This is a genomic window from Mesobacillus harenae, from assembly GCF_013343715.1.
Classification (GTDB): domain Bacteria; phylum Bacillota; class Bacilli; order Bacillales; family Cytobacillaceae; genus Mesobacillus_A; species Mesobacillus_A harenae.
In genome coordinates this window covers 204,386-228,604 of the sequence record NZ_JABUNR010000004.1, presented here as the reverse complement: position 1 = coordinate 228,604, position 24,219 = coordinate 204,386, and the positions used below count along the sequence as shown (strand labels likewise).

The 24,219-nt window shown below is 39.4% G+C and carries 23 protein-coding genes and 1 other annotated feature; of the genes, 4 read left to right on the top strand and 19 right to left on the bottom strand.

Annotated elements, in window-relative coordinates:
• Positions 1 to 402: 402 nt before the first annotated feature.
• From mecA to HRJ06_RS06965, 3 genes are all read right to left on the bottom strand, one after another.
• The gene (mecA, locus tag HRJ06_RS06975; protein WP_174730919.1) at positions 403 to 1,077 is read right to left on the bottom strand and encodes an adaptor protein MecA; all 675 of its coding nucleotides are present in this window, start codon (positions 1,075 to 1,077) and stop codon (positions 403 to 405) included.
• A gap of 478 nt (positions 1,078 to 1,555) precedes the next feature.
• On the bottom strand, positions 1,556 to 1,951 hold the full coding sequence (gene spxA, locus HRJ06_RS06970) for a transcriptional regulator SpxA (RefSeq protein ID WP_174731179.1): 396 nt from the start codon (positions 1,949 to 1,951) through the stop codon (positions 1,556 to 1,558).
• 467 nt (positions 1,952 to 2,418) lie between these two features.
• Complete coding sequence (locus tag HRJ06_RS06965) at positions 2,419 to 2,994, bottom strand: GNAT family N-acetyltransferase (protein WP_174730916.1); 576 nt, start codon at positions 2,992 to 2,994, stop codon at positions 2,419 to 2,421.
• A 199-nt stretch (positions 2,995 to 3,193) separates the two neighbouring features.
• Here HRJ06_RS06965 and HRJ06_RS06960 point away from each other — a divergent pair, with 199 nt between their 5' ends.
• Positions 3,194 to 3,382: a hypothetical protein gene (locus HRJ06_RS06960; RefSeq protein WP_174730913.1), complete on the top strand. Its 189-nt coding sequence runs from the start codon at positions 3,194 to 3,196 to the stop codon at positions 3,380 to 3,382.
• Between the two features lie 556 nt (positions 3,383 to 3,938).
• Here the strand turns inward: HRJ06_RS06960 and HRJ06_RS06955 are convergent.
• The 6 genes from HRJ06_RS06955 to HRJ06_RS06930 all read right to left on the bottom strand — a co-directional run bounded on the left by HRJ06_RS06955 (position 3,939) and on the right by HRJ06_RS06930 (position 11,192).
• Positions 3,939 to 5,120: a putative glycoside hydrolase gene (locus HRJ06_RS06955; RefSeq protein WP_422392717.1), complete on the bottom strand. Its 1,182-nt coding sequence runs from the start codon at positions 5,118 to 5,120 to the stop codon at positions 3,939 to 3,941.
• 429 nt (positions 5,121 to 5,549) lie between these two features.
• Positions 5,550 to 6,485 carry an ABC transporter ATP-binding protein gene (locus HRJ06_RS06950; protein ID WP_174730910.1) on the bottom strand — a complete coding sequence of 312 codons (936 nt, stop codon included), beginning with the start codon at positions 6,483 to 6,485 and terminating at the stop codon, positions 5,550 to 5,552.
• A gap of 1 nt (position 6,486) precedes the next feature.
• On the bottom strand, positions 6,487 to 7,554 hold the full coding sequence (locus HRJ06_RS06945; protein WP_174730907.1) for an ABC transporter ATP-binding protein: 1,068 nt from the start codon (positions 7,552 to 7,554) through the stop codon (positions 6,487 to 6,489).
• Positions 7,555 to 7,567: 13 nt separating this feature from the next.
• Positions 7,568 to 8,485: an ABC transporter permease gene (locus HRJ06_RS06940; protein WP_174730904.1), complete on the bottom strand. Its 918-nt coding sequence runs from the start codon at positions 8,483 to 8,485 to the stop codon at positions 7,568 to 7,570.
• Positions 8,486 to 8,487: 2 nt separating this feature from the next.
• Entirely contained in the window at positions 8,488 to 9,423 is a 936-nt protein-coding gene (locus HRJ06_RS06935; RefSeq protein ID WP_174730901.1) for an ABC transporter permease, read from the bottom strand.
• A gap of 104 nt (positions 9,424 to 9,527) precedes the next feature.
• Entirely contained in the window at positions 9,528 to 11,192 is a 1,665-nt protein-coding gene (locus HRJ06_RS06930) for a peptide ABC transporter substrate-binding protein (protein WP_174730898.1), read from the bottom strand.
• A 574-nt stretch (positions 11,193 to 11,766) separates the two neighbouring features.
• Positions 11,767 to 12,009, top strand: a binding site (T-box leader).
• 90 nt (positions 12,010 to 12,099) lie between these two features.
• Here HRJ06_RS06930 and trpS point away from each other — a divergent pair.
• A complete protein-coding gene (trpS, locus tag HRJ06_RS06925; RefSeq protein ID WP_174730894.1) occupies positions 12,100 to 13,086 on the top strand; it encodes a tryptophan--tRNA ligase in 987 nt (328 codons plus the stop codon).
• A 92-nt stretch (positions 13,087 to 13,178) separates the two neighbouring features.
• Here trpS and HRJ06_RS06920 read toward each other — a convergent pair whose 3' ends face one another.
• From HRJ06_RS06920 to HRJ06_RS06905, 5 genes are all read right to left on the bottom strand, one after another.
• Positions 13,179 to 13,925 (bottom strand): YjbA family protein, encoded by a 747-nt coding sequence (locus HRJ06_RS06920; RefSeq protein WP_174730891.1) that lies wholly within the window; start codon positions 13,923 to 13,925, stop codon positions 13,179 to 13,181.
• 98 nt (positions 13,926 to 14,023) lie between these two features.
• Positions 14,024 to 14,239, bottom strand: a complete 216-nt coding sequence (locus HRJ06_RS23735; RefSeq protein WP_242035150.1) for a YuzI family membrane protein — start codon at positions 14,237 to 14,239, stop codon at positions 14,024 to 14,026.
• Positions 14,240 to 14,501: 262 nt separating this feature from the next.
• On the bottom strand, positions 14,502 to 15,275 hold the full coding sequence (locus HRJ06_RS06915) for a DUF2268 domain-containing putative Zn-dependent protease (RefSeq protein WP_338421061.1): 774 nt from the start codon (positions 15,273 to 15,275) through the stop codon (positions 14,502 to 14,504).
• Positions 15,276 to 15,420: 145 nt separating this feature from the next.
• Positions 15,421 to 16,659, bottom strand: a complete 1,239-nt coding sequence (fabF, locus tag HRJ06_RS06910; protein ID WP_174730888.1) for a beta-ketoacyl-ACP synthase II — start codon at positions 16,657 to 16,659, stop codon at positions 15,421 to 15,423.
• Between the two features lie 30 nt (positions 16,660 to 16,689).
• Complete coding sequence (locus HRJ06_RS06905) at positions 16,690 to 17,622, bottom strand: beta-ketoacyl-ACP synthase III (RefSeq protein WP_174730885.1); 933 nt, start codon at positions 17,620 to 17,622, stop codon at positions 16,690 to 16,692.
• A gap of 199 nt (positions 17,623 to 17,821) precedes the next feature.
• On the opposite strand from HRJ06_RS06905, the gene HRJ06_RS06900 reads away from it, so the two are divergent.
• Positions 17,822 to 18,127, top strand: a complete 306-nt coding sequence (locus HRJ06_RS06900; RefSeq protein WP_174730882.1) for a hypothetical protein — start codon at positions 17,822 to 17,824, stop codon at positions 18,125 to 18,127.
• Between the two features lie 70 nt (positions 18,128 to 18,197).
• Here HRJ06_RS06900 and HRJ06_RS06895 read toward each other — a convergent pair whose 3' ends face one another.
• From HRJ06_RS06895 to HRJ06_RS06880, 4 genes are all read right to left on the bottom strand, one after another.
• A complete protein-coding gene (locus tag HRJ06_RS06895; protein ID WP_174731170.1) occupies positions 18,198 to 18,392 on the bottom strand; it encodes a ComZ family protein in 195 nt (64 codons plus the stop codon).
• A 19-nt stretch (positions 18,393 to 18,411) separates the two neighbouring features.
• Positions 18,412 to 19,362, bottom strand: coding sequence for a BMP family ABC transporter substrate-binding protein (locus HRJ06_RS06890; protein WP_174730879.1), 951 nt, complete (start codon positions 19,360 to 19,362; stop codon positions 18,412 to 18,414).
• A 135-nt stretch (positions 19,363 to 19,497) separates the two neighbouring features.
• Positions 19,498 to 20,334, bottom strand: a complete 837-nt coding sequence (locus tag HRJ06_RS06885; RefSeq protein ID WP_174730876.1) for a hypothetical protein — start codon at positions 20,332 to 20,334, stop codon at positions 19,498 to 19,500.
• Between the two features lie 63 nt (positions 20,335 to 20,397).
• On the bottom strand, positions 20,398 to 21,138 hold the full coding sequence (locus HRJ06_RS06880; protein ID WP_174730873.1) for a hydrolase: 741 nt from the start codon (positions 21,136 to 21,138) through the stop codon (positions 20,398 to 20,400).
• 197 nt (positions 21,139 to 21,335) lie between these two features.
• Here HRJ06_RS06880 and HRJ06_RS06875 point away from each other — a divergent pair, with 197 nt between their 5' ends.
• A complete protein-coding gene (locus HRJ06_RS06875) occupies positions 21,336 to 21,527 on the top strand; it encodes a YjzD family protein (protein WP_174730870.1) in 192 nt (63 codons plus the stop codon).
• 60 nt (positions 21,528 to 21,587) lie between these two features.
• On the opposite strand, the gene clpB is transcribed toward HRJ06_RS06875, so the two are convergent.
• Positions 21,588 to 24,188 carry an ATP-dependent chaperone ClpB gene (gene clpB, locus HRJ06_RS06870; protein ID WP_174730866.1) on the bottom strand — a complete coding sequence of 867 codons (2,601 nt, stop codon included), beginning with the start codon at positions 24,186 to 24,188 and terminating at the stop codon, positions 21,588 to 21,590.
• Between the last annotated feature and the right edge of the window lie 31 nt (positions 24,189 to 24,219).

The following is a 24,219-nucleotide window of genomic DNA, read 5'->3' as shown; positions in this document are numbered from 1 at the left end:
TTGGGTTTTCATAGGAGAAGAGCGAAGTACACTAGTTGCTGGGCGCTGGATACAGAAAAAGCACAAGATTATCCTAAACTTGAAACCTTTTATAGTTTCCTAACAATAAAAAAAACCACATTTGGCCAATGCAGTTCTCTTTAATAATTAATAGTCAACAATATGCACTGAAAAGGTTCAACCTTCCTAGCCTACCCAGAACCAAAGGGTATATTTTTCGGTCCTTTGAACCCTTAATCAGTATGGCAATGATGTCTTCTAGGGGTCAATATAAGCTTAAATTACATTCAGCCCAAATATCTATCCTAACCAATTCCACATATTAATTTTCTTGTATTAAGCATTCTGGCTGCCCCATTATTTTGCAAAAGGCCGTTTCCATGTCGGAAATCGGCCTTTTGGTCAGGAAAAGTGCTTTCTAATAACTTCGAAAACATCATTCTCAATTATTTTATTACCATATTCCTCTAGACGGTGTATAGTCGTCCCCGATTCCAGGCCAAACTCAAGCAAAATGCTCAAAAGATTATCAATTTCATCTTCATCCTGGAATACTTCTTCAGGAAATTCAGAATATAGGTAGTACTTCCCTTCAAGGCTATATAAAGTAGTGACTATGTCTCCTATACCAGGTCGCTTTGCCAGGGAAATAATATCTTCAAAATCATTGAATACAATCAAGAACTCTAAATCCCCTTCAACACCCTCATCTTCCTCTTCCTCAGAACCTTTCGGGGTGAAATGATGATCAAGAAGATCCTCAATTTTCTCATCAACCGGGAAGTCCTTCATTTTTTCATCAGACACAGGCAATTCAAACTTTTGTCCATCTTTTGTGAGCTGTGCCTTCGTAACCAAAACCTCTAACCCTTTATCAAGGGCTTGAACTTGTATCCAGAGAGGTCCTTCAACAGTAAATTCCTCTTCTTGATGTACTTCATCCATCATTTCCCAGAAAAGTTCTTCACTTCGTTCCCGATTATACCAAATCTCTTCCCTGTCAAATCCTCTTTCTTCGATGTCCATATATGATATATAAAACTTTACAGTATTTTCATTGATCCGTTCTATTTCCATTTTACTCTCTCCCTTCCAGGTAAAGAAATGAAGGGACTAAACCCCCAAAGTCGAATATTTTTCTTTTACCCTTATATTATGAAACTAAATCACCTTGTTAATAAAGGGAAAGCATCCAGAATGATGATCTTGTACTTATATTTTATGATAAAATGTTCAATAAGGGAAACAAAAAGACGCCCTTTTTATCAGCCAATATTTCCCCCACAGTATTAGCAACAATGCCTAACTGTCTCAGCCTGACATGCAGTTTTAAGCAATGTTGTAACTTAGTTGGTATTGAGAGTTAAGAGCTGAGGGGATCTTAATAAATATCGGATATAATTTATATAATTCTTTGCTAGCTATCTAAGTGTGAGTTGCCCATGAATATCAAAGTATTCTTTAAATTCTAGCAGAAAAAAAGCCAGTTATCAAATTATGAGGAGCCTTAGCCGCAAAAAATCCTCCAACTCTGTTTATGAGTTGGAGGATTCTTTTAGTTAACTAGACGTTGAGCTTCTCTAAGCTGGAATGTACGGACTTTCCGAGGCAGGAACCTGCGAATCTCATCCTCATTATATCCAACTTGCAAGCGCTTTTCATCAATAATAATTGGACGGCGTAACAATCCTGGATTTTCCTTTATTAATTCAAATAAATCTTGAAGTGGCATTGTTTCCAGATTAACATCAAGTTTTTGGAATGTTTTTGATCTGGTTGAGATGATTTCATCTGTTCCGTCCTCAGTCATTCTCAATATTTCCTTGATTTCATCAATTGATAAAGGTTCGGAGAAAATATTCCGCTCTTTATATGGAATTTCATGCTCTTCAAGCCACGATTTTGCTTTTCTGCAAGAAGTACAACTTGGTGAAGTGTATAAAGTGACCATTGGTAAATTCACACTCCCTTTGCTAAACTCTTATAATATTGCCACCAATTTAGCAGCAATATTATTAAATTAAAATAAGTTTAATTTTGTAATTTATATTGTTTATTATACACTAAAAGTGAGTCACTTGGTATCCCTTTTCAGAAAAATATATAGACATATATGTAACTTTCTGAGAGAGGCTTTTAATCTTACTTCCTTCAATAGGCGTATTCTCATGTCAAAAGTTTCATTTTTTCTTAGAATATTCCTCCTTTTGTTTGTTATCTTGATATTTATTCGTCTTATCTGCCTATTTATATGCTGGTCGTTTTAAAATTTTTCAATTCTGTACCTTAATACCCTTTATAAACTTCGGTAAACCTTAAATTTAAACTTTTTTTATTCCCCAGTTACACTTCTTTAAATTCTCATTTGAAGTTTTAGAATGAAAAAGCAGCCTATGCACTCGCATGGCTGCTCGATCTTTATAATTCGCTTAACAGGTCTTTGTCATTTTTATTTTCTTCAAATGTTAATACTTCATCCACTGGCTGATAAGATTTACCGTAAAACTTTTCATCCTTATAGGTATGAATCATCTTATAGGTTGCTTTCATTGCTTCGAACACTAACTCTTCCGATTCTTCACCAGGAGCCCAGTATAAAATTTCCATAGCATTAATTTCTTGAGTAGCCAGTGACCTTCTTTTATAACCAATCGATTGGGCATGCTCAAACCCTTCCCGCTTATAAAAACGAAGCCGCTTTTCGGTATCTGTATCTTCATAGTCAACAGGCTCCACTTCCAAAATAATTGCCTTGCCCTTCTTCTTAAGGTTTTGGATAAGTTTGTGGCCTAGACCCTGACCACGGGCATCTTTCGAAACAAATAAATAATCAATAAACACAAAATTTTCAAGTTCAACATACATAAGGACATGGTGGGGGCCTTCGTCTTTACGGTAAATATCACCCTTTTCCTTTAATAAAGATTCCATGTGCTCCTGAGATTTCATTTCCTCAATAGGGAAATACTGATTTAGTTTTTCATACCAATGCATGACATGCTCCTTTGAAATTTTATTCCATCCTGATAAGCATCCAGCTTTCTTTATATGTAATTCTGGCCAATAAATTTACTATTTGTTGAATTATAGCTTTTAATACGGCATAAGTTCTTTTAAAATGAGAGTAGCACCAGTTTTTCATATTTATCACCAGCTAGCGTCATTTGGTGAAAAAGAAAGATGGAGGTTTATTATGGGTGGTTACATATTAGATTTAACTTTAGTTGCTTTACTAGTAATCGGAATTACAGCTATCATGGGCGTATTTCTTAATGGGTTAGGGGAAAAAGTTTTTGGCGGAAAGCGTAAGTCCGAATTCGTGGATCAGTCAGACAGAATGCAAACTGGCTGGAAAGCTGTTGGCGGCAGGAAACAAAAGTAGTTCCCATTTATTATCATACTCTAACTTCCTTGAGGTGACAACTGATGTGATTGCTTCCTTTTAAGAAGCTCCTTAGGAACTAAGCATAAGTCCAGCTTGTTTCTGCGAAGGTAATTCTCTTAGCAGATTTCCTTAGTGATCAGTCCCGACAAACCTTAATATGAAGCCGACTGTTTAGCTTTGACAAGTGCTGGGGCCTTGCTGTTGAAGTCGTTCTTTGACTTCGGCACAAGAACACCTACCCCTGTAATAGCTTCTTTGCAGCCTTACGACGCGGCTTTAACCGTGGAGGCAGAGGACTCTTCGGCCGCTCCCTTTACTAGATATGTAACCTAGAGAAAGCCGACTAGGCGCTGTAGTTAGACGGTAGTCAAGGTTCAACTTTTATACTTTCTTACCTTAGAACAAAAAAAGAGAAGGGCTTGTTTTTAGACCTTCTCCTCAGACTGTAGACAAACTCGATGAAATCAGCTTGTCTACAGTCTTTTATTTTCCTCTGCAAATCAGTCTGTTGATTCTCCGGGCATACATTTACAGAAAGTCTAGACACACCGTTTTAAGGTGTATAATCTACATTCTCTGTGTAGCGGTTGCCTGCATTCCAGAGAAGATACTCATTAATTCCCTCTTCATTAAGAGCACGAATTTGCGCCTCCACCTCTGCTTTTCCATAATTTAGATAATTCCCTTTCCCTAAATAAGAAGCTGTAAAGTCTTGGATCCAAGGCCTTGAAATTGGAGGGTTATCAAGTTCCGAAAGTTTTTTATTTTCCAGCTTTGCATATTCCTTTATAATCTTATATGGTTCCAGGTCTGGCTTTGCAACCCCAAAATAAGATGTCCAATGGCTAGGATAAATCATAGAAGAAATAACATCCACATGTTCCGAGATCTTCGTGAAGTTTTGTCCAATACCCGGAGCTTCTGGAAGGGTAGCTGTGTATCCGAATATATCGACGGACACATCCACATCATATGGTTCTAGCTTTTCTTTTGCATAAGCAACAAAATCGGTTACAGCACTTACCCTTGTCTGTACATTATCCTGATGGTCCTCTGGGTAATCACCCATTGAATATTGTAGTTCCGTGTCACGGTTTTCAAATCCCTCTGGGAAGCGGACATAGTCAAACTGGATTTCCTGGAAACCCATCTTAGCAGCTTCAATTGCAATCCCTATATTATAATCCCATACTTCTTTTAAAAACGGATTTACAAAAGACTCGCCTCTCCGATTCTTCCAAACTTCATTCCCGTCCTTAAAAGACCACTCCGGCTTCTCTTCAGCCAGTACCGTATCTTTAAAAACTACTATTCTGGCGATAGGATAAACCTCATTTTCTTCTAGCTGTTCCATTAGTTGAAGTGGATCTCCAATATAAGACTTGCCCACATTATTATATTCCGATCCTTCTGGAAGCTTATATGTAACATTACCAAAATCGTCCTTGATATCAATAACCATTGCATTTAATTCAGTTTCATTTGTTAAAGAAATTAGAGTCTGAAGCCTTTCCCCTCCTGCTGAATGACCAGTAACATATACCCCTCTTACGGCATCTGGATACTCAAACTGATAATCCGACTGGAACTTAAATCTCGCCATTTGTTCAGGCAATTCTTTTATTAAGGAAACGTGTTCCCTAACCGGCTGTTTTTCAATAGCGTGTTCTTGTGCCAGAGCGGTGCCTCCAAAAGCTCCTGACAGTAATATTGCAGTAGCTGCTATCTTTTTCAGATTCAATATGGATCCCCTCTCTCGTGTATATGTGCTTGGGGCCCTCTAGTAATGCCTCCAAATCAAACAATGAAAGTTTATTATATTAGTCTATTGTACATTAATAAATAAGATATATTATCCTAATATCCTTTAAATCACGCTTTAAAACTTCAAATAATAAATATTTCAAAAATAACATGGCTTTTTATTAAGAGATATCCTGGATCATTTTGGGATTATGTAAAAGTTTATTTATTTTTATCCAAAATAATTACGGTTATCAGAAACTTTGTAATAGTACTTTAAGTCGAAATATTGTATGATATAGAAAATGCACCGCATTAAAGCATACATGTATTAAAGCGCCGCTAAAAATTTAAATAAGTAAACAAGGATCTCACTCACTGATAGTCAAAAAAACGATCTCAAGAATGAGATCGTTATATATTAGTTTTTATATTGTTTCTGAAGTTTCTGGAACTCCTTTTCGGAACAATAAACAAAGTGTCCTTTTGATACTTCACGCATTTGTACTTCTTCACCATCAGCATATTCGTGAACATCAGGATCATAGGAAGTACGTCTCCTTGTGCGCTCTGTCTCTGGGTCTGGAAGTGGGATGGCAGAAAGCAGTGACTGTGTATATGGGTGTAGCGGGTTCTTGTAAAGCACGTCCGCAGGAGCAAGTTCTACAAGCTTTCCATAATACATAACACCAATTCTGTCACTAATATATTTTACCATTGATAAATCATGGGCAATAAATAAATAAGTCAATCCTTTATCACGCTGCAGCTGTTTCATCAGATTGACCACCTGTGCCTGAATCGAAACATCTAGAGCTGAAATTGGCTCGTCAGCAATAATGAATTCAGGTTCAACTGCCAATGCTCTGGCAATCCCAATTCTTTGTCTTTGCCCGCCAGAAAATTCATGAGGATAGCGACTGGCATGCTCTTTATTCAACCCAACAGTTTCAAGCAGTTCATACACTCTCTCCATACGTTCCTGCTTACTGTTTGCAAGGCCGTGGATGTCAATGCCCTCTGCAATTATATCGGCAACAGTCATTCGGGGATTCAATGAGGCATATGGATCCTGGAAAATCATCTGCATTTTACGGTTGAATTTTTTCAACTCTTTCGTAGATTTTGTTCCATGCACATTTTCGCCTTCAAATAAGACCTCACCATCTGTAGCGTCGTATAAACGAATAATAGACCTGCCTGTTGTAGATTTACCGCAACCTGATTCACCAACTAAGCCAAGTGTCTCTCCACGGTAAATATCGAAGGAGATTCCATCAACTGCTTTTACTAAATTAGGACGTCCAACATTAAAATGCTGTTTTAAATTTCTAATCTCGATAAGTTTTTCAGCCATGTTATTTCTCCTCCTTCACTAAAACAGGCTTGTCAAATGTGGAGGATAGCTTGCGAATACGTTTCTGAACGACAGCCGGAGGCTCAACCTTTGGTGCATCTGGATGAAGCAGCCAGGTTTTTGCAAAATGCGTCTCGGAAATCTGAAACATCGGTGGCTCCTCTTCAAAATCAATTGCCATAGCATATTGGTTTCTTGGAGCGAACGCGTCACCTTTTGGCGGATTGGTTAAATCCGGAGGTGTTCCCGGAATGGCAGTAAGTTCCGCCCCTCCATCATTATCAACACTTGGCATAGAAGCAAGTAAGCCCCATGTATAAGGGTGCCGAGGGTCATAAAAAATCTCATCTACAGTCCCAGTCTCTACTATCTGACCGCCGTACATTACAGCAACACGATCTGCAACGTTTGCTACTACGCCGAGATCATGGGTAATAAAGATAATGGATGTATCCATTTTAGACTGAAGGTCTTTCATCAGTTCAAGAATTTGGGCTTGAATGGTTACATCTAGTGCAGTTGTAGGTTCATCCGCAATTAATAGCTTCGGGCTTGCAGCAAGTGCAATAGCAATCATCGCACGCTGTCTCATACCACCGGAGAATTCATGCGGGTATTGTTTGATCCTTTTCTCAGGCATAGGTATACCAACTAAGCGAAGTAATTCAACTGCTCGTTCAGTCGCTGAAGAAGTAGACATATTTTGGTGTTTAATTAATACTTCCATTATTTGACGGCCAATTCTCATGGTAGGATTCAAAGATGTCATCGGGTCTTGGAAAATCATGCTGATTTCCTTGCCGCGGATTTTCTCCATTTGTTTTTCTGTTTTTGGAACAATGTCATCTCCATTAAACAGAATTTGACCATTTGCAATTTTGCCAGGAGGCATTGGAATGAGCTTCATAATGGTTTGAGTTGTCACTGACTTTCCTGATCCAGATTCACCAACTATGGCCAAGGTTTCACCCTTGTAAAGATCAAAGCTTACACCGCGGACGGCTTTAACTTCTCCGCCATATGTCTGGAATGAGACTTCTAGATCTTTAACTTCAAGTATTTTTTCCAAATTTTCTCACTCCCTATTTACGTAGTCTAGGATCTAATGCATCACGCATTCCGTCCCCGATAACATTAAAAGCAAAAATAGTTAAACAGATAAACGTAGCAGGGAAAAATAAGCGCCATGGGTAATATCTTAATGCAGGTAAGGCATCCGATGCCATGGTTCCCCAACTCGCTAACGGAGGAGTCAATCCAAGACCTAAATAACTTAAAAATGCCTCTGTAAAGATTGCCGAAGGAACTGTTAAGGTCATTGTAACTAGGATTGGACCTAATGTATTTGGGATTAAATGGCGAGACATTATACGCTGTGTAGTAGCTCCAAGCGTTCTCGCAGCCAAAACATATTCCTGGCTTTTAAGTGATAATACTTGTCCGCGCACTATCCGTGCCATGTTGATCCAGCCGGTTATGGTCATTGCGAGGATCATAGTCCCCAATCCCTGGCCTAATACAACCATCAATAAGATTACAAGCAATAGGTAAGGTACACCCCAAAGGATGTCGGCAAAACGCATCATTGATTCATCCGTACGGCCGCCTTTGTATCCTGAAATACCGCCCCAAAGAACACCGATTACAAGATCAATTAACGCAGCCATAACGCCGATAAACAAGGAAATTCTTGCGCCAAACCAAGTTCTCGCAAACATATCACGGCCAAGGTCGTCCGTTCCAAACCAATGCTCTCCACTTGGTGGCTGGTTCGTATTCATAAGATTATTTTCAAAATAATTGTACTTCGTCATATATGGTCCAAAGATTGCCATGAATACTAACAATGTTAGTAATACAACACCAAACAAGGCAAGCTTATTTTTTCGGAATCTAATGGTGACGTCTTTCCAAAATGAAAGACTTGGTTTGGAAATCTTCTCTGCATCTGATGCTTTTGCACCGACAATCTTGAATTTATCTTTCGAAATCTGTTGCATAATTACTCTCCCTTCTTCCCGCCAGTGAGTTTGATGCGTGGATCAATTAATCCATACGCAATATCGACAAGGAGAATAGATGCCAGTAGGATAATACTATAAAACACGGTAACACCCATAATGACCGTATAATCACGGTTAGATATACTAGTTACAAAATGCATGCCTAATCCTGGAATACCGAAAATTTTCTCGATAACAAAACTTCCCGTTATTACACCAGCTGAAAGCGGACCCATATAGGATACCACTGGAAGCAGTGCGTTACGGATAGTATGTTTGACCGTTATTACGCCCTGACTAAGACCTTTTGATTTTGCAGTTCGAATATAATCATTACTTAGTACGTCTAGCATACTTGACCGAGTTAATCGAGCCACAAACGCCATTGGAGTTGATGCGAGCGCTATGGCCGGAAGCACTGTATGCATGAACGATTCCCAACGTGCTACTGGGAATATGCCTAACTTGATAGAAAGGAAATATTGCAATACTGTTGCCATGATAAAGCTTGGTACGGAAATACCAGCAACAGCTACAATCATAGCTGTGTAGTCTTGCCATTTATTATGCTTCATTGCTGCGATTACGCCTAGTAATACACCAACTGAGACTGCAAGAAAAATAGCTTCTAATCCTAACATTAGTGAAATAGGAAAACCATCACTTATAAGTTCATTAACAGTTCTGGCTTTGTATTTAAATGATGGGCCGAAATCCCACTGAGCGATATTTACTAAATATTCACCATACTGAACATACCAAGGCTGGTCTAATCCATAGTGAGCATTTAAAGAGGCTTGGATTGCTGGTGGCAATGGTTTTTCTGAATTAAAAGGGTTACCAGGTGCCATTCTCATAAGAAAAAACGTTGCTGTTATAATCAAATACAGCGAAAGTATGATAAACAGCAATCGTTTACCGATGTATTTTGCCAATAGACACACCTCCAAAACTAGATAATGCTTTTAATCAGAAACGAAGGTATATGGGCGAAAAAACCCATATACCTCTGTCTCTAAGCATTTAATTTATTCGGGTTTTACTCGAAGTAAGCCCATTTTAACTGTACATCTCCAAGACCAGATACTGCTACATCTTTCAAATTGTCTGCACTTAACCAAACATTTGTGTAGAAGTAAATTGGTGCAACTGGCATTTCATCCATAAAGATAGCTTCTGCATCTTTAAGCATTTGCATACGCTTATCTGCATCAGTTTCACTTTGAGAATCAATCAGAAGCTGCTTGAACTCAGGATGTTCCCAGTTAGTATCGTTATTTCCACCGTCTTTGTCACGGTAAAGCTCAAGGAAGTTAATTGGGTCGTTAAAGTCTCCCAACCAGCCCATACGGCCGATCATGTAGTCGCCTTCATGAAGCTTAGTGATGTAAACCTGCCATTCTTGGTTATCAAGAGTTGTTTCGATACCTAACTCAGTTTTCCACATATCTTGGATAGCCTGAGCAATTTTTTGGTGTGCTTCACTTGTATTATAAGAAAGGCTGATGGCTGGAAGTTCAGAAACATCGCTATAGCCTAACTCTTCAAGACCTTTTTGCAATAGTTCTTTTGCAGTTTCAACATCTGCATCCTTATGGTAGCCTTCTTCATTTCCTTCCATCATTGACGGAGGAACAGCAGCCATAGCAGGAATTTGTCCGCCCTGTGTAATATTTTCAACAATGGCTTTACGGTTGATTGCGTAAGATAAAGCTTTACGGATATTTTTGTTGTTTAAAGGTTCTGCTTCTGTGTTGAACTTGTACCAGTAAGTACCAGCAATAGCCTGGACGTTAAGGTCACCTTGTTCTTCTAACTGTGGAAGTACGTCAGTTGGAAGTGTTCCAAATGGTGATCCAGCCCAATCCAATTCGCCGTTTTCAAACATTGAAAGCTCTGTAGTTGGGTCGTTAATCATGTACATATCAATCTTAGTAAGGGAAACTGCATCAGCATCCCAGTAGTCTTCGTTCTTTTCTAAAACGATGTTGTCGCTGTGCTCCCAGCCAGTCATTTTGAAAGGCCCGTTAGAAGTGTATAGCTCTCCAGCATCAGTGTGCCAGTTTGGATTTTCAGCAGCAATTTTGCTGTTAACCGGGAAGTAAGTATAGAAAGCTGTCAGCTCTAAGAAGTAAGGTGTTGGGTTTTCCAACGTTACTACAAGAGTTTGATCATCTTCAGCCACTACTCCAAGCTCATCTGGGTTTAGGCCAGTTTCGCCTTCAGCTGGACTGTTAATAGCCGCACCATTTTTAATATAGTAAAGCTGGTAGGCATATTGTGATTGGTTTGCTGGGTCAATAGCCCATTTCCAAGCATATTCAAAGTCATGAGCAGTTACAGGGTCACCATTAGACCATGTTGCACCTTCACGGATTTTGAAAGTGTATTGTGTTAAATCCTCAGATGGAGTGATTGTTTCAGCCATTGCTTCTTCTGGCACTCCGTCTTGGTTAATACGGGTTAAACCTTCAAAAGTTTGAAGCAATACCCCGCCGGAAGTAGCGTCATTTGCTAATCCAGGATGTAAAGAGAATGGCTCAGAGTTAATGTTAACAGCCATTTCCTGAGGAACGTCTTTGTTCCCCTCTCCATTGCCTTCGCCGCCTTCGCCAGCATTGTCTTTGTCGCCGCCGCTGCATGCAGCTAGAAACATGCTAAGTACTAAAAGCATACTGAAAAACATCGAAAATCTTTTTTTCATGGTGTTTCCCCCTTTTAATTTTTTTTGCAAACAGCCAATGAATAGTCAAATCCTCTCAAAAACAACTGTACACCTCAAAAATATTGCTTCAATAGTCAGTAAATTTAATTCACAAAAAAAATACAGAATAAAAAATGTAAGCCCTTTACTTTAATTTGAGATTCATATAAAGTGATAAACTTACATTCTCTTTATTTCTAAGTTTTACAGTTCTTTGAAGGAAATGTTACAGTTTCATTAACATTTGTTTGCTACGCTTATTATAAGTAGTTTAAAAGTTTTTTGCAAGAATGATTTAGAATTCTAAAAATTATTATTCTGAAAAAATAATAAACAAAAAGGGGCACAAGTCAGGTATATCAACGTAAAAACTTCTGATTATTTTGTGATCTCTTCACTTGGTGAAAAATATTGGTAATAAAGAATCATGTCCTACATTCATCAGGGCGGCGGATATTTATCTTCCCTCTATTACATATCTCCTTCTTCACAATATACCGGATTCCTCCTAACTGCCCAGCCACCTTGATTTTTCTTAAGTTTTTTATTAATATAAAGAGAAAATAATATCAGTTAAATAGCGATGAAAAAGAGTAGTAGCTCTGCCCATTGGTTTTTAGAGAGTTTGTGGCTGGTGCAAGCAAACAACCAGGTAGAGTGAATGGGCTTTTGAGCTCCCGGAAAGAACTGTTACGAAAATAACAAACTAATTCTGCGGCGTTTGCCTTACGTTACAAGGTACCCCTGTGATCTGCAGGGGGCTGAGTGACTCATTACGAGTAATCTAGGGTGGCAACACGGACCATTCGTCCCTAACTATAGGGATGAATGGTCTTTTTTTGCTCAAAAACCCATTTTATAGAAGAGCTCTTTCACAGGCATGACTGATAATTAGGAGGATAAAACAATGAAAACGATTTTCTCTGGGATTCAGCCTAGCGGAACAATTACGCTTGGGAATTACATTGGAGCTTTAAAGCAATTCGTTGAGCTTCAACGGGAATACAATTGTTACTTTTGTATTGTTGACCAGCATGCCATTACTGTACCTCAGGAAAAACAAGTATTGAGGCAGAATATCCGAAGCCTTGCCGCACTTTACCTTGCTGTTGGAATAGACCCTGAAAAGGCAACCCTATTTATTCAGTCAGAGGTTCCTGCACATGCTCAGGCAGGATGGATGCTGCAATGTGTCGCATACATAGGCGAGCTTGAAAGAATGACTCAGTTCAAAGATAAATCCGCTGGAAAAGAAGCCGTATCTGCGGGACTTTTAACTTACCCTCCGCTTATGGCAGCTGATATTCTCCTTTACAACACGGATCTTGTTCCAGTAGGCGAGGATCAGAAACAGCATTTAGAGCTGACAAGAGATTTAGCGGAACGATTTAATAAGAAATACAATGATATATTCACTGTCCCTGAGGTTAGCATTCCAGAAGTTGGGGCTCGCATTATGTCCCTTCAGGATCCTCTAAAAAAAATGAGCAAATCTGATCCAAACCAAAAAGCCTTTATCAGCCTGCTTGACCCGCCTAAGACGATTGAAAAGAAAATTAAAAGCGCGGTTACAGATTCAGAAGGCATAGTTGTTTATGACAAAGAAAATAAGCCAGGCATATCAAACCTTTTAACGATTTATTCTATATTCACTAATCAGGCTGTTTCTGAAATTGTAAAACAATATGATGGTAAAGGTTACGGAGAATTTAAATTAGATCTTGCTAAAGTCCTAATCGAAACGATAGAGCCGATCCAAAATAAGTATCATGATTTAATGGAATCAAATCTTTTGGATGAAATTCTTGATCGCGGTGCTGAAAAAGCAAACTATACCGCTAATAAAACACTTAAAAAGATGGAAAAAGCGATGGGGCTTGGCCGGAAGCGATGAGTAAGTTTGTCCCAGCTATATAGAATATAAAAAGGAGCTGATGCCAGCTCCTTTTATGTTTTCAAATATTGACTTGTTTAACGGATGCTACGTCAGTTTACTTTTGGACCGTGTTCCATCTCCCATAACTTTTCAAAAAAAGGCTGTCCCTTTATCAGGTTTTCGCAGAAATTTTTATGTTTATTTGACCACCCCAGCCTCGCGTCAGCAAATAAGTACTGCCAAGCCTCTTCAAAATTCATATCCTGGATTTCCCGGTAGCGCTCCGGACACCATTCTGTGTACCAGTACCGTATCTCAGCATCATTTTTAGAGGAGTGCAATTGGTCCAGGGCCATAAATAGCAGCTGCTTCAGCTGTCTTTCTTTTCTCGTTAATCCTGACATCAATTCAGGTTCTGGTGAAAGAATATGAAAGTCTTTCGAAGGTGAAGCCGGATTAAAGGTGTAACTGGTTGTATCCTGGTTTTCAAGCATTTCGTAGGCAAGCTGCTCTTGTCTTGGAATTAACCTGCTTTTTCGGATCGGGATATTATAGCCTATTGTATCTACTGCTAAAATTCCGGTCCCATCTGAAACAACGAAACAATAATCCATCTGTGTCCGCTCGTGATTTTTGCGCAGGTAGGCCTTCTGATAAATATCATCTAGCAGCTGCTGGGGCAGCTCAGATAAATCATTCTCGATATAGGCAAACAATAGCGGGTCAATTTTAAGAAGAGGAACTTGATCTAGAAGTTCAACACCATCGTCTTTACGCCATTCGTGAAAATGGCAAACATTGTAGCCGTTCTCTTCCCCCTCAAACCAGTTAACCCAGACATCATGAAGATACAACATCGATAAAACCCCTCACTTCAAGAAACTGTTTGTCCATCAGTATGGGCAGCAGCAAGTAAATTTATTCCTTTTTTGAGATCTTTAGGGTAAATTTGATTTCACTCGGATTCCTTTTCTTTGGGATAGTAAATGCTAAGCCAAATTAAAATAATTCCACCTGGGAGCAGATAACATTCTATTCTCGTAGTGATAAACGAAAAGTATTCAGAAAACCTATGACCAGTAGTCAATAAGTTTAAATAGGCAATTATGCTCACACCGCCTGCAACTGCTAGTCCAAAACCAGTTAATAGAACGAAAGCCCTAAAAACCATGACTATTCACATGTTTTCCCAAATTTAATTCAGGCAGAGTATTCATATATACCACCTCTAACCTTGTCCATTTTTATCATATATATGTTTCGGTTTTGTTAGATATGAACATGAATACCTTCTATAGAAGATAAAGTATTATCTATGCCTCAACATGTTCATTAAAATAGAATAAAAAAAATCTACCTATTCAGCAGATTTCTAATGTCTGTAAATTTAAATAAGTTATTTCTAAACCTTTATCTTACCCTTAGTAAAAACTTCACAACTCTAAATCAATCGTGAACTTTTCAGAGGGGTAGCGAAAAGAAGCCTTTTCAGTAAGCTTTTGTGTCCGTTTAAATTGCTTTATGATATGATAACCTGCTGCATAACCGAGCAGTGTGGGAACTCCCCTGCTTCCATAAAGAAGTTTGTCATGAAGAGGGTCACGTTTAGTGACAGTGAGATCTTCGGAAAGATGTTCCTTCCAATAGAAGGATAATTCATCTTCTGAATAATAACTGCACCAGTCAGCCTGCCACTCGGGTCCGCAAATCTTCTCAACCGCACTTTCAGCCAGTCCTTCCAAAATCATAGAATCTAGCAAACTATAGTCTATAACCTTTTTCCTTTGGATGTTTATCCTGCAAACGTGATGATATTCATGTACCATTAGCGCTTCTAATTCTCGCTCATCCAATTGTGGAGACAGGAATAAAAACATTTTATCTTTAAAGGAAACACCTGACTTGTTTTTACCCTCTTTTCGAAAATAATGACTCCCACAATCAAGGGGGAAAATATAAATAGGAATATCTGGACCTTGCCAGCGTTTCTTCAGCTTCTGATAATAGTCCTCAACTTGCTTATAAAAGTTTGCATCAGCCAGCTTTTTATAACTCTCTCTATTTCTCCGGTTCGGTTTATACATACCAAATCTAAGCAAGTATTCATAAATAGCTCTAGGGTTCGTTTCATCAAATTGTTTCTGAAGGCGTGCACAAATTTTTATAGGTTTATCAAAATCATCCCTAAGCCACTTTTCAGTATCCACTATCCCAATCGAATCCCTCCAAACCTGTAATATTCTATGGGTAGTGTATGAAATTAATTGTTGTTTCGTTCTGCAGTTTGAGGAATTGGTCATAGTGAATTTTTCACAAAAAAAAGAGAACGGGAATTTCCCCGTTCTTTTGTCGTTACGCATATTTACGAAAAGCAACAGTTGCATTGTGTCCGCCAAAACCAAGTGAATTACTGATCGCAGCGTTAATTTCCTGTTTCCTGGCTTCATTAGGCACATAATCCAAGTCACAGTCAGGATCTGGTGTTTCATAGTTAACGGTTGGCGGGAGCACCCCTTCTTTTATGGCAAGCACCGTGAAAATTGCTTCTATACCACCTGCTGCACCAAGCAGATGGCCCGTCATAGATTTGGAAGAGCTAACAGCCAGATTGTAAGCATACTCTCCAAAGACTTGTTTAATTGCAGATGTTTCAAATTTATCATTATATCCTGTACTCGTCCCATGAGCATTAATATATCCGATGTCCTCAGGGTTAAGGCCCCCATCATCAAGGGCCATCTTCATGGCTCTTGCTCCGCCTTCTCCCTCGGGAGCAGGGGCAGTAATATGATAAGCATCCCCTGTAGCCCCATAGCCTACAATTTCTGCGTAGATCTTTGCTCCTCTTGCCAGAGCATGATCTAATTCTTCAAGAACTAGGATACCAGCACCCTCACCCATAACAAACCCGTCACGATTTTTATCAAACGGACGGCTTGCTGTGCTTGGATCAGGATTTGTAGATAAAGCTGTATTGGCACAGAAGCCCGCAAATGCCATTTTTGTGATTGGAGCTTCTGCCCCTCCAGTTACCATGGCATCTGCATCACCTCGCTGGATTACCTTAAAAGCATCGCCAATCGAATTAGTCCCTGTCGCACATGCCGTTACCGTACAAGAATTAAAGCCTCTAGCTCCCAGGATAATGGAAACCTGGCCTGCCGCCATGTCTGGAATCATCATCGGTACGAAGAATGGGCTAACCCTTTTATAGCCGCGATTTAAAAAGATTTCGTGCTGCTGTTCAAAGGTTTCCATGCCGCCAATTCCCGAACCAATCCATACACCAACTCTATGGGAATTTTCATCTGTAATATCAAGTGCTGAGTCCTTAACAGCCATTAGTGAAGCCGCAACAGCATAATGAGTGAATCGGTCCATTTTCCGAGCTTCTTTTCGCTCAAGATATTCTTCAATATTGAAGTCTTTTACTTCTGCTGCTACTTTTGCGGGGTATTCATCCGCATTCAGCCTCGTGACCGGTCCAATACCCGAAACTCCTTTGATAAGGTTATCCCAAGTCGTTTCAGCATTATTGCCAATCGGTGTCACAGCACCGATCCCTGTTACTACAACCCTTCGTTTTTCCATTATAATTGCACTCCTTTGTCGCTCCGCTGTTTATTTACCCCATCTTAATGCGATTGCTCCCCAAGTCAGTCCCCCGCCAAAGCCGACCATCACAATCAAATCATTGTCTTTGATCTTTCCTGCTTCAACTTCTTCGACTAGTGAAATAGGGATTGATGCAGCTGAAGTATTACCGTACTTACTCACAGTTTGAGACATTTTTTCGACCGGCAGCTCCAGTCGCTGCCTCGCAGCTTCCATAATTCGAATGTTCGCCTGGTGAGGAATTAGAAAATCGACATCCTCCTTAGTTAAACCGGCCTTTTCAATAACATTAAGACTGCTTTCGCCCATTTGGCGAACTGCAAACTTGAAGACTTCACGGCCGTTCATTGCTATGAATTCGTCCTGATACAAGTATTTTCCACCAGAACCGTCAGAACCTAATTCAAAGGATAAGATGCCTTTCCCGTCTGATACCGGCCCCATTACAACTGCACCCGCTCCATCTCCAAAAAGAACAGCTGTATTTCTGTCAGTCCAGTCTGTTATTTTCGAGAGTTTTTCGACGCCAACTACTAATACATAAGAATAACTTCCTGTTTCTATAAATTGCTTGGCAGTAACCACCCCATACATAAACCCTGCACATGCAGCACTCACATCCATCGCCGCTGCTTTTTTTGCCCCGAGTCTTTCCTGAAGCATACAGGCAACTGAAGGAAACGGCTGATCTGGAGTCACTGTAGCAACAAGAATTAAATCAATCTGTTCTGGAGTTATACCTGAGTCCTCAATCGCCTTTTTTGCAGCCTCGAACCCTAAGTCAGATGTATTCTGGTCCTCACCTGCTATTCGCCTTTCTTCTATACCGGTTCTGGTCCGTACCCATTCATCTGTTGTATCGACCATTTTTTCTAATTCAGTATTTGTTAAAATTCTATCAGGTACGCATCGCCCGATTCCAATTATTCCGGCGTTCATTGCGCCATCTCCTTCATTATCATTTTCCCTTTTTATAATCCAGCATAAGTTTATTATCAAATATTATGACTTGGTACTAATTTTATCAGAGTAAGATGATATTTAGCAACACTAATTTGGTTTGCATCCGCACTTGTCTATGCCGCTTAAAGCTAGGATTCATAAAATGCAATAAGGAATTATTTTAGGAGGGGTTAGTTTGGAGGAAGAAAAAAGTGTAAATGTTACTGACGAACCTCAGGAAAAAAGTATAAATATTTCTGATGTTTCTGATGATTCCCAGGAAAAAATTGCTCCGTTTGACAGAATGATGTTTGGTCCAAGAGCAACACGTGTACAACCTGCACCAAAGCATCAAAAGCAAAAGCATGAAGAGATCTTAGAACAAATTGATCTAGAAGAACTAATGACTCACGTTGACACATTGCTTAATTCCTATCATCAAGTAAAGCCAATGTTTAAAAAGCTTGGCCCGCTAATTGAACAGTTTGTTCAAAAAAAATAGCATGAATCGTGAACAAAAGCGCTAGCGCCTAAAGAAAACGAGTCCGCTTTGTAAACCGCGGACTCGTTTTTTATTCAGACTCGCTTTTCGCGTCAGCTTTTCCTAATTCATAGGCTTCGCCCATAACCTTTGTAAAAAGTTCCATAAAAGGCTGAAGCTTGTCCATAGAAAGCTCAACCCCTGCCTCTTCTAATTGCTGCTTAGCTTCTGGAAGGTACTTCATAGCTATCTGTAAAAACTGAAAAGACTTGTCTGGGGATTCCATCATTTCATTCCTCCTAGTATTATTGGTTTGGCAGTTTACCCGTTTCTTTGTAGCTTTGAATGTGATTGTTTATTGATACCTTGAACTGATCATCTACCAACGGGCTAAACTTCCCTAATGTAATTACATTATCTTGAAAGTCAAAAAATAAGTTGCCTGATTCAAGTTTACCCTTATTATACTGTTCTGCAGTCAGTTCGTATAATTGATCCACCCGCTGAACCGTGCTTGTTAGGATGGTTGATTCACCGAGGTCTGATTGGTCAGATACGTAGCCAATAACATACAGGCCTTCTTCCTTTACCTTTTCAATAACAGGAACATTATATCCGTCGCCTGCGGGATAGACAACATCGGAGCCTTCCAAGAGAACACTATTGACTATTTCCATTGCTTTATCATGGTTATCCCAGTGGCCCACATAGCGGATATCCACTTTAACATTTTCGTTTTCAAAATGTGCGCCTTCATAGAATCCTTCAACTTCAGGTTGCCATTCATAGGCTGCAATAACACTGATTCGATCAGTTTCAGTCATATGGGCAGCTACCATTCCGCCAAAGAAGCCCATCGCATACCCTTCAAAGTTCAAACTGGTTGTATTAGATCTTTTTGCATCCCCATTAAAGCTAATAAAATGAATATTGGGGTATTCTTCCGCTAACTTATTAAAATATACGGCAAATTCGTTTCCATGCCCATAAATGAGGTTAATTCCCTTTTGATCAAACTCCTCTACAGCCTGTTGGACAATGGATTCTGAGTTCATTGATTCTTTATAAAAAACATCCACATCAAATCGGGACTGAATTTTTAATAACCCCTTATATCCCTTTGTACCCCATACTTGGTCATCAATGGTTTCAGGAACAAGAAGACCCACCTTCTTTATTTCACCACTATTCATTGGCTGTGCACACGCAGCTAAGGAAAGAAGGAAAAAAAACATCAGCCCGAAACGTTTCATCATTTTATGCATCTCCTTTGTATACCAACAAGCATGTCATAAACCGTTTCGTTCCAGATGCCTATGACTTTTATAAGCATAATTCCTTTATATTTTACTCTTAATATAGGATGTTTGAAAAGAGATTTAGTGATATTTTCATAGTTGACGTTCATTCAAACATTCAAATTGTTTCTTCTGTCTCTGCAAACCTTCCTTAAAGCTAGTAAGAATCTCGGGCTGTTTAATCTTTAAATCATCCCTAGGAAGTACTAATTTTCTAAACGGACGGATTTGGGACCCTTTTGGGGCTTCCAGCCAGACTACGCAATTGGCCCATTGATTTTCTCCGCTTTCAAAAATATATCCTGATTGATCTTTACTGCCAATTTTCCTTATCACCTCAAGCGTGACATCTTCAATAAATAGAGCATCATAAACCCATTCTCGTTCGTCTAGAACCTTGCCGTTTCCTTCTCCACCAAGCATTTGCTGGTGAAAGTAAAAGCTTTTTGGCTGCCACGGTCCGAATAAGGTTGGTATATAAAATTCTTGAAAGCTAGCTGAATTCTTAAGTTCTTTTTTAAAAGCGTCAATCTCTTCTTTTATTAAGCAATGTTCGGGTTTAACCGCTAACTGAATGGGATGAATAAGTGTAACCTGTAAAGACTGTTTTCCTTTTAGATGCTTTAACTTTCCAGCAATAAATTGGTCCTTAAATAAGGATTGCTCCAACCTGCTGCTGTATATATCATAAACTGGAATGATTAAATGAGTGTCCTCCAAATCTGCTGGTACAGCCTCTGGCCAATCCTGAAAAGCAACTTCTGTAAAATTGGCGTTCCTTCCAATTTGAAGTCTTTTTTCCTCTATGATATGTTCCTCTTCTTCGCCCAACAGAGAAATACCTTCCACAGAAACCCCTTTTTCTAGCAGGACAGAGCAAAGGCTGTACCCCAAAAAGCCATAAACACCTACAATGATTGCCTTGTTCACGAACATGCCCCCCATGAATAACCTACATGTATCCTATGCTGCTATTGGAAAAAATATATCGATTTATAAGAACCGTTCATGCTGTTGGAAGAAATCAACTGCCTGTACAGGAAGTTCGGACAACTTATCGGGAACCATATAACAGATTGAAATTGCTATATCCTCATGTTTCCACTTCGCAGATAGCTCATCTAATAGAACAGATTGTTTAAGTGCCCGATTACCTGATGAAAGGACATAGACGATATTCAGAGGAACAACAGTACCATAATTACATATCTCCTTTTCCTCAGGTAAACACTCCTCGAGATTAGACTTTCTAATTTCATAAGCATCAGCCAATTCTGCAAGAAGCTTTTTATAAAAAAATTTATGCTCTTTTTCTTGTTCAAGGTGAAAGCGTAAGGAAAGAATTGGATTTATTAACAGCATAGACCGTATTGGAAAATCAGCTTGCTGAAGAAGCTTGAGGGCTGCCAGCGCACCCATTCCCTCAGCAATAATATGAATTTTATCATTTAAAATTTCATTCCGCTGTATATGGTGATTTAAGTGTTTTGCATGGTTTACAGCTTTAGGACTCCCCCAGTTTCTTCCGTATAAATTAGAATAAAATATAGTATATCCCGCCTCTTTTAATTGCTTAAGCAGTATATGCTTTCCCTCGTTTTGTGTCCAAAAACAACTGTTATCATTAACAAAACTTCTTTCATCTCCTATTACCAGGATACCGAAACCATTAGGTTTATAAGGATAATGGAGTACATTCCATTCGGTATCCAGCTTAAAGTTTCGGGTCTCCATAAAAAAACTCCTTCTTCTCTGATTTGTTCATAATACTGTATGTCTCTTTACTAAAAATGAATAGGAGTTTGACCTATTTTCCTTAATCAAAGTACAAGATAAAAGAAAGCGAGTACATTATTTATATGAAACCGTTTATTATTCTTCATGCATATGATAATATGAAAAGGGATTTTAAATTGTTAGAGGTGAATAACATGCGATATTTTTGGACCCTTTTATGGACATTTCTTCTCGTTCAAATGCTGACATATGTTTCAAGCGCGATGCTCGGAGTTGGCTTCGACTTTGTAGCAGCTACGATTTTATCAATTTTTGCTACTATACTTATCCTGCTCCTTCCGGTTCTTCTTCCTAATGAGCCTGCTGACGATCAGGGACACCATTAAGATTCAGTAAATAAAAAAGTCATCCATGTGGATGACTTTTTTAATTTCTCCTCTATGCTCCTAGCTTCTTTTTACTGAAATTTCCCCGTTTTCCACTGTAATTAGCACGCTGCTTTTTTCAAGTATATTTCCTGAAATAATTTGTCTTGCCAAGGCTGTTTCAACGTTCCTTTGAATATACCTCTTAAGAGGACGGGCTCCATACACAGGATCAAACGCACTGGCGGCAATAAAGCTCTTTGCCTCTTCAGAAATATCCAGTCTGATCTGCTGTTCCGACAGCCTTAACTGTAATTCCCCTATTAATTTTGTAACAATATGTTTTATTTCGTTTAATAACAGCGGCTTGAATAAAATTGTTTCATCTACCCTGTTTAAAAATTCAGGTCTAAAGTGTGCTTTCAGCTGGTTTAATACCGCATCTTTGTTTGATTCTTTTATATCCCCTTCTTCTGTTAAACCCTCTAGTAAAAATTGTGAACCAATGTTAGAAGTCATTATGATTACTGTATTTTTAAAATCAACCGTACGTCCTCGTGAATCCGTTACTCTCCCATCATCGAGCATCTGCAGAAGGATATTAAAAACCTCTGGATGTGCTTTTTCAATTTCGTCTAAAAGAATAACCGAATAAGGTTTGCGCCTCACAGCCTCAGTGAGCTGTCCGCCTTCCTCATAACCTACATAACCTGGAGGTGCGCCGATTAGCCTTGAAACTGTATGCTTTTCCATATACTCGGACATATCCATCCTAATCATTTGTTCTGTGCTGTCAAACAACGCAAGTGCAAGGGTTTTAGCAAGTTCTGTTTTCCCTACCCCTGTAGGTCCAAGAAAGATGAAAGAACCTATTGGCCTATTTGGATCCTTTATTCCTGCCCGAGCTCTTATGACGGCATCAGATACTAGTGAAACAGCTTCATCCTGTCCGATAACCCGCTCGTGAAGAATACTCTCTAACTTTAATAATTTTTCTCTTTGTCCTTCTACAAGTTTTGTAACCGGAATCCCAGTCCATCTTGCAACCACTGAAGAAATCTCATCTTCTGTAACTTCCTCCCTTAACAGGCGGCTTCCTTGCTTTCTATTTATATCTTGTTCAAGCCGAACCAGTTCCTTTTCCAGCTGGGGAATACGGCCGTGCCTCAGCTCTGCGGCTTTATTGAGATCATATTTAGTTTCGGCCTGTTCAAGTTCACGGCGAGCCCTTTCGAGAATTTCACGAGTTTCCTGTACCTTTTGTATACCTTCCTTTTCAACAGTCCATCTAGCCCTAAGAGCGGCTAAGTTTTCACGATGGCTTTCGAGCTCTCTTTCTATCCCGGTAAGCCTGTCCTTACTCTGTTCATCCGTTTCTTTTTGAAGTGCAGCTTGTTCAATTTCCAGGAGCATGACTTTTCTGGTAATCTCATCGAGTTCAGCTGGCATTGAGTCAATTTCGGTTCTGATTATAGCGCTTGCCTCGTCGATTAAATCTATGGCCTTATCTGGCAAAAACCGCTCCGTTATATACCTGTCAGATAGGGTTGCAGCAGCAATAATAGCTCTATCATGAATGTTCACACCGTGGTGAATTTCAAATCTTTCTTTTAGGCCGCGCAAAATGGAAACAGTCTCCTCAACAGTCGGTTCCTGGACTAACACCTGCTGAAAGCGCCGTTCCAAAGCTGGATCTTTTTCAATATACTTTTTGTGCTCTTCTAGAGTTGTCGCTCCAATGCAGTGCAGCTCTCCTCTTGCAAGCATGGGCTTCAGCATATTTCCGGCATCCATTGCGCCCTCTGTTTTACCGGCTCCAACTATTGTATGGAGTTCATCAATAAAGAGCAAAATTTTCCCATCGCTCTTTTTGACTTCATGGAGTACGGCTTTTAGCCTTTCTTCAAACTCCCCCCTAAATTTAGCCCCGGCAATTAAAGCTCCTATATCCAAAGAAAATATGGTCTTGTCTTTAAGCCCTTCCGGAACATCCCCCCGGAGAATCCGCTGAGCCAAACCTTCAACGATTGCGGTTTTTCCAACACCCGGCTCTCCAATTAATACGGGGTTGTTTTTTGTTTTTCTAGAAAGAATACGAATTACATTTCTAATCTCCTGGTCCCTTCCAATTACGGGATCCATTTTACCGGTCTGGGCCTCTTCGATGAGGTCTCTTCCATACTTTTTTAGGACATCATAAACAGCTTCTGGATTTTGAGAGGTCACTCTCTGATTCCCCCTTATTTCTTTAATCGCATTTAACAATAGATTTCTTGATATTTGGTGTTGCTTAAACACTCCTGAAAGATCTGACTTTTCATTAGAAACCATAGCTAGAAGTACATGTTCGACAGATAAAAAATCATCCTTAAAAAAATCCATTTCTGCTTGCCCGTTTTTTATTATTGCTTCTAATGATGCTGATATATAAAGGCGGCTGGTATCAACTCCACTGCCTGTTACTTGAGGCTTCTTCTGTAAAAGATCGTTCAAGGTATTTAAAATAATGCTTGGATCAACCTTTAATTTAATCAGCAGAGCGGAAGCCAGACCCTGTTCTTGTCTCAGCATGGCCATTAATAAATGAATCTCATCCAGTCCTTGATTCTGCATTTCTGCTGCAAGCTTATTAGCATCCAAAAATGCTTCCTGCAAGCGTTCTGTCATCTTCTGAAAGTCCATTAGAAACCCCCTGACCTTTTTTGACCTTTTA

What these genes read in the sequence shown, in the direction of transcription:
- HRJ06_RS06905 (WP_174730885.1), bottom strand. Translation starts at nt 17,622, where the DNA reads ATGAACGCCGGAATAATTGGAATCGGGCGATGCGTACCTGATAGAATT.
- HRJ06_RS06940 (WP_174730904.1), bottom strand. Translation starts at nt 8,485, where the DNA reads ATGCAACAGATTTCGAAAGATAAATTCAAGATTGTCGGTGCAAAAGCA.
- HRJ06_RS06920 (WP_174730891.1), bottom strand. Translation starts at nt 13,925, where the DNA reads ATGTTGTATCTTCATGATGTCTGGGTTAACTGGTTTGAGGGGGAAGAG.
- HRJ06_RS06960 (WP_174730913.1), top strand. Translation starts at nt 3,194, where the DNA reads ATGGGTGGTTACATATTAGATTTAACTTTAGTTGCTTTACTAGTAATC.
- HRJ06_RS23735 (WP_242035150.1), bottom strand. Translation starts at nt 14,239, where the DNA reads ATGGTTTTTAGGGCTTTCGTTCTATTAACTGGTTTTGGACTAGCAGTT.
- HRJ06_RS06895 (WP_174731170.1), bottom strand. Translation starts at nt 18,392, where the DNA reads ATGGAATCCCCAGACAAGTCTTTTCAGTTTTTACAGATAGCTATGAAG.
- fabF (WP_174730888.1), bottom strand. Translation starts at nt 16,659, where the DNA reads ATGGAAAAACGAAGGGTTGTAGTAACAGGGATCGGTGCTGTGACACCG.
- HRJ06_RS06950 (WP_174730910.1), bottom strand. Translation starts at nt 6,485, where the DNA reads ATGGCTGAAAAACTTATCGAGATTAGAAATTTAAAACAGCATTTTAAT.
- HRJ06_RS06875 (WP_174730870.1), top strand. Translation starts at nt 21,336, where the DNA reads ATGCGATATTTTTGGACCCTTTTATGGACATTTCTTCTCGTTCAAATG.
- mecA (WP_174730919.1), bottom strand. Translation starts at nt 1,077, where the DNA reads ATGGAAATAGAACGGATCAATGAAAATACTGTAAAGTTTTATATATCA.
- clpB (WP_174730866.1), bottom strand. Translation starts at nt 24,188, where the DNA reads ATGGACTTTCAGAAGATGACAGAACGCTTGCAGGAAGCATTTTTGGAT.
- spxA (WP_174731179.1), bottom strand. Translation starts at nt 1,951, where the DNA reads ATGGTCACTTTATACACTTCACCAAGTTGTACTTCTTGCAGAAAAGCA.
- HRJ06_RS06930 (WP_174730898.1), bottom strand. Translation starts at nt 11,192, where the DNA reads ATGAAAAAAAGATTTTCGATGTTTTTCAGTATGCTTTTAGTACTTAGC.
- HRJ06_RS06890 (WP_174730879.1), bottom strand. Translation starts at nt 19,362, where the DNA reads ATGATGAAACGTTTCGGGCTGATGTTTTTTTTCCTTCTTTCCTTAGCT.
- HRJ06_RS06965 (WP_174730916.1), bottom strand. Translation starts at nt 2,994, where the DNA reads ATGCATTGGTATGAAAAACTAAATCAGTATTTCCCTATTGAGGAAATG.
- trpS (WP_174730894.1), top strand. Translation starts at nt 12,100, where the DNA reads ATGAAAACGATTTTCTCTGGGATTCAGCCTAGCGGAACAATTACGCTT.
- HRJ06_RS06880 (WP_174730873.1), bottom strand. Translation starts at nt 21,138, where the DNA reads ATGGAGACCCGAAACTTTAAGCTGGATACCGAATGGAATGTACTCCAT.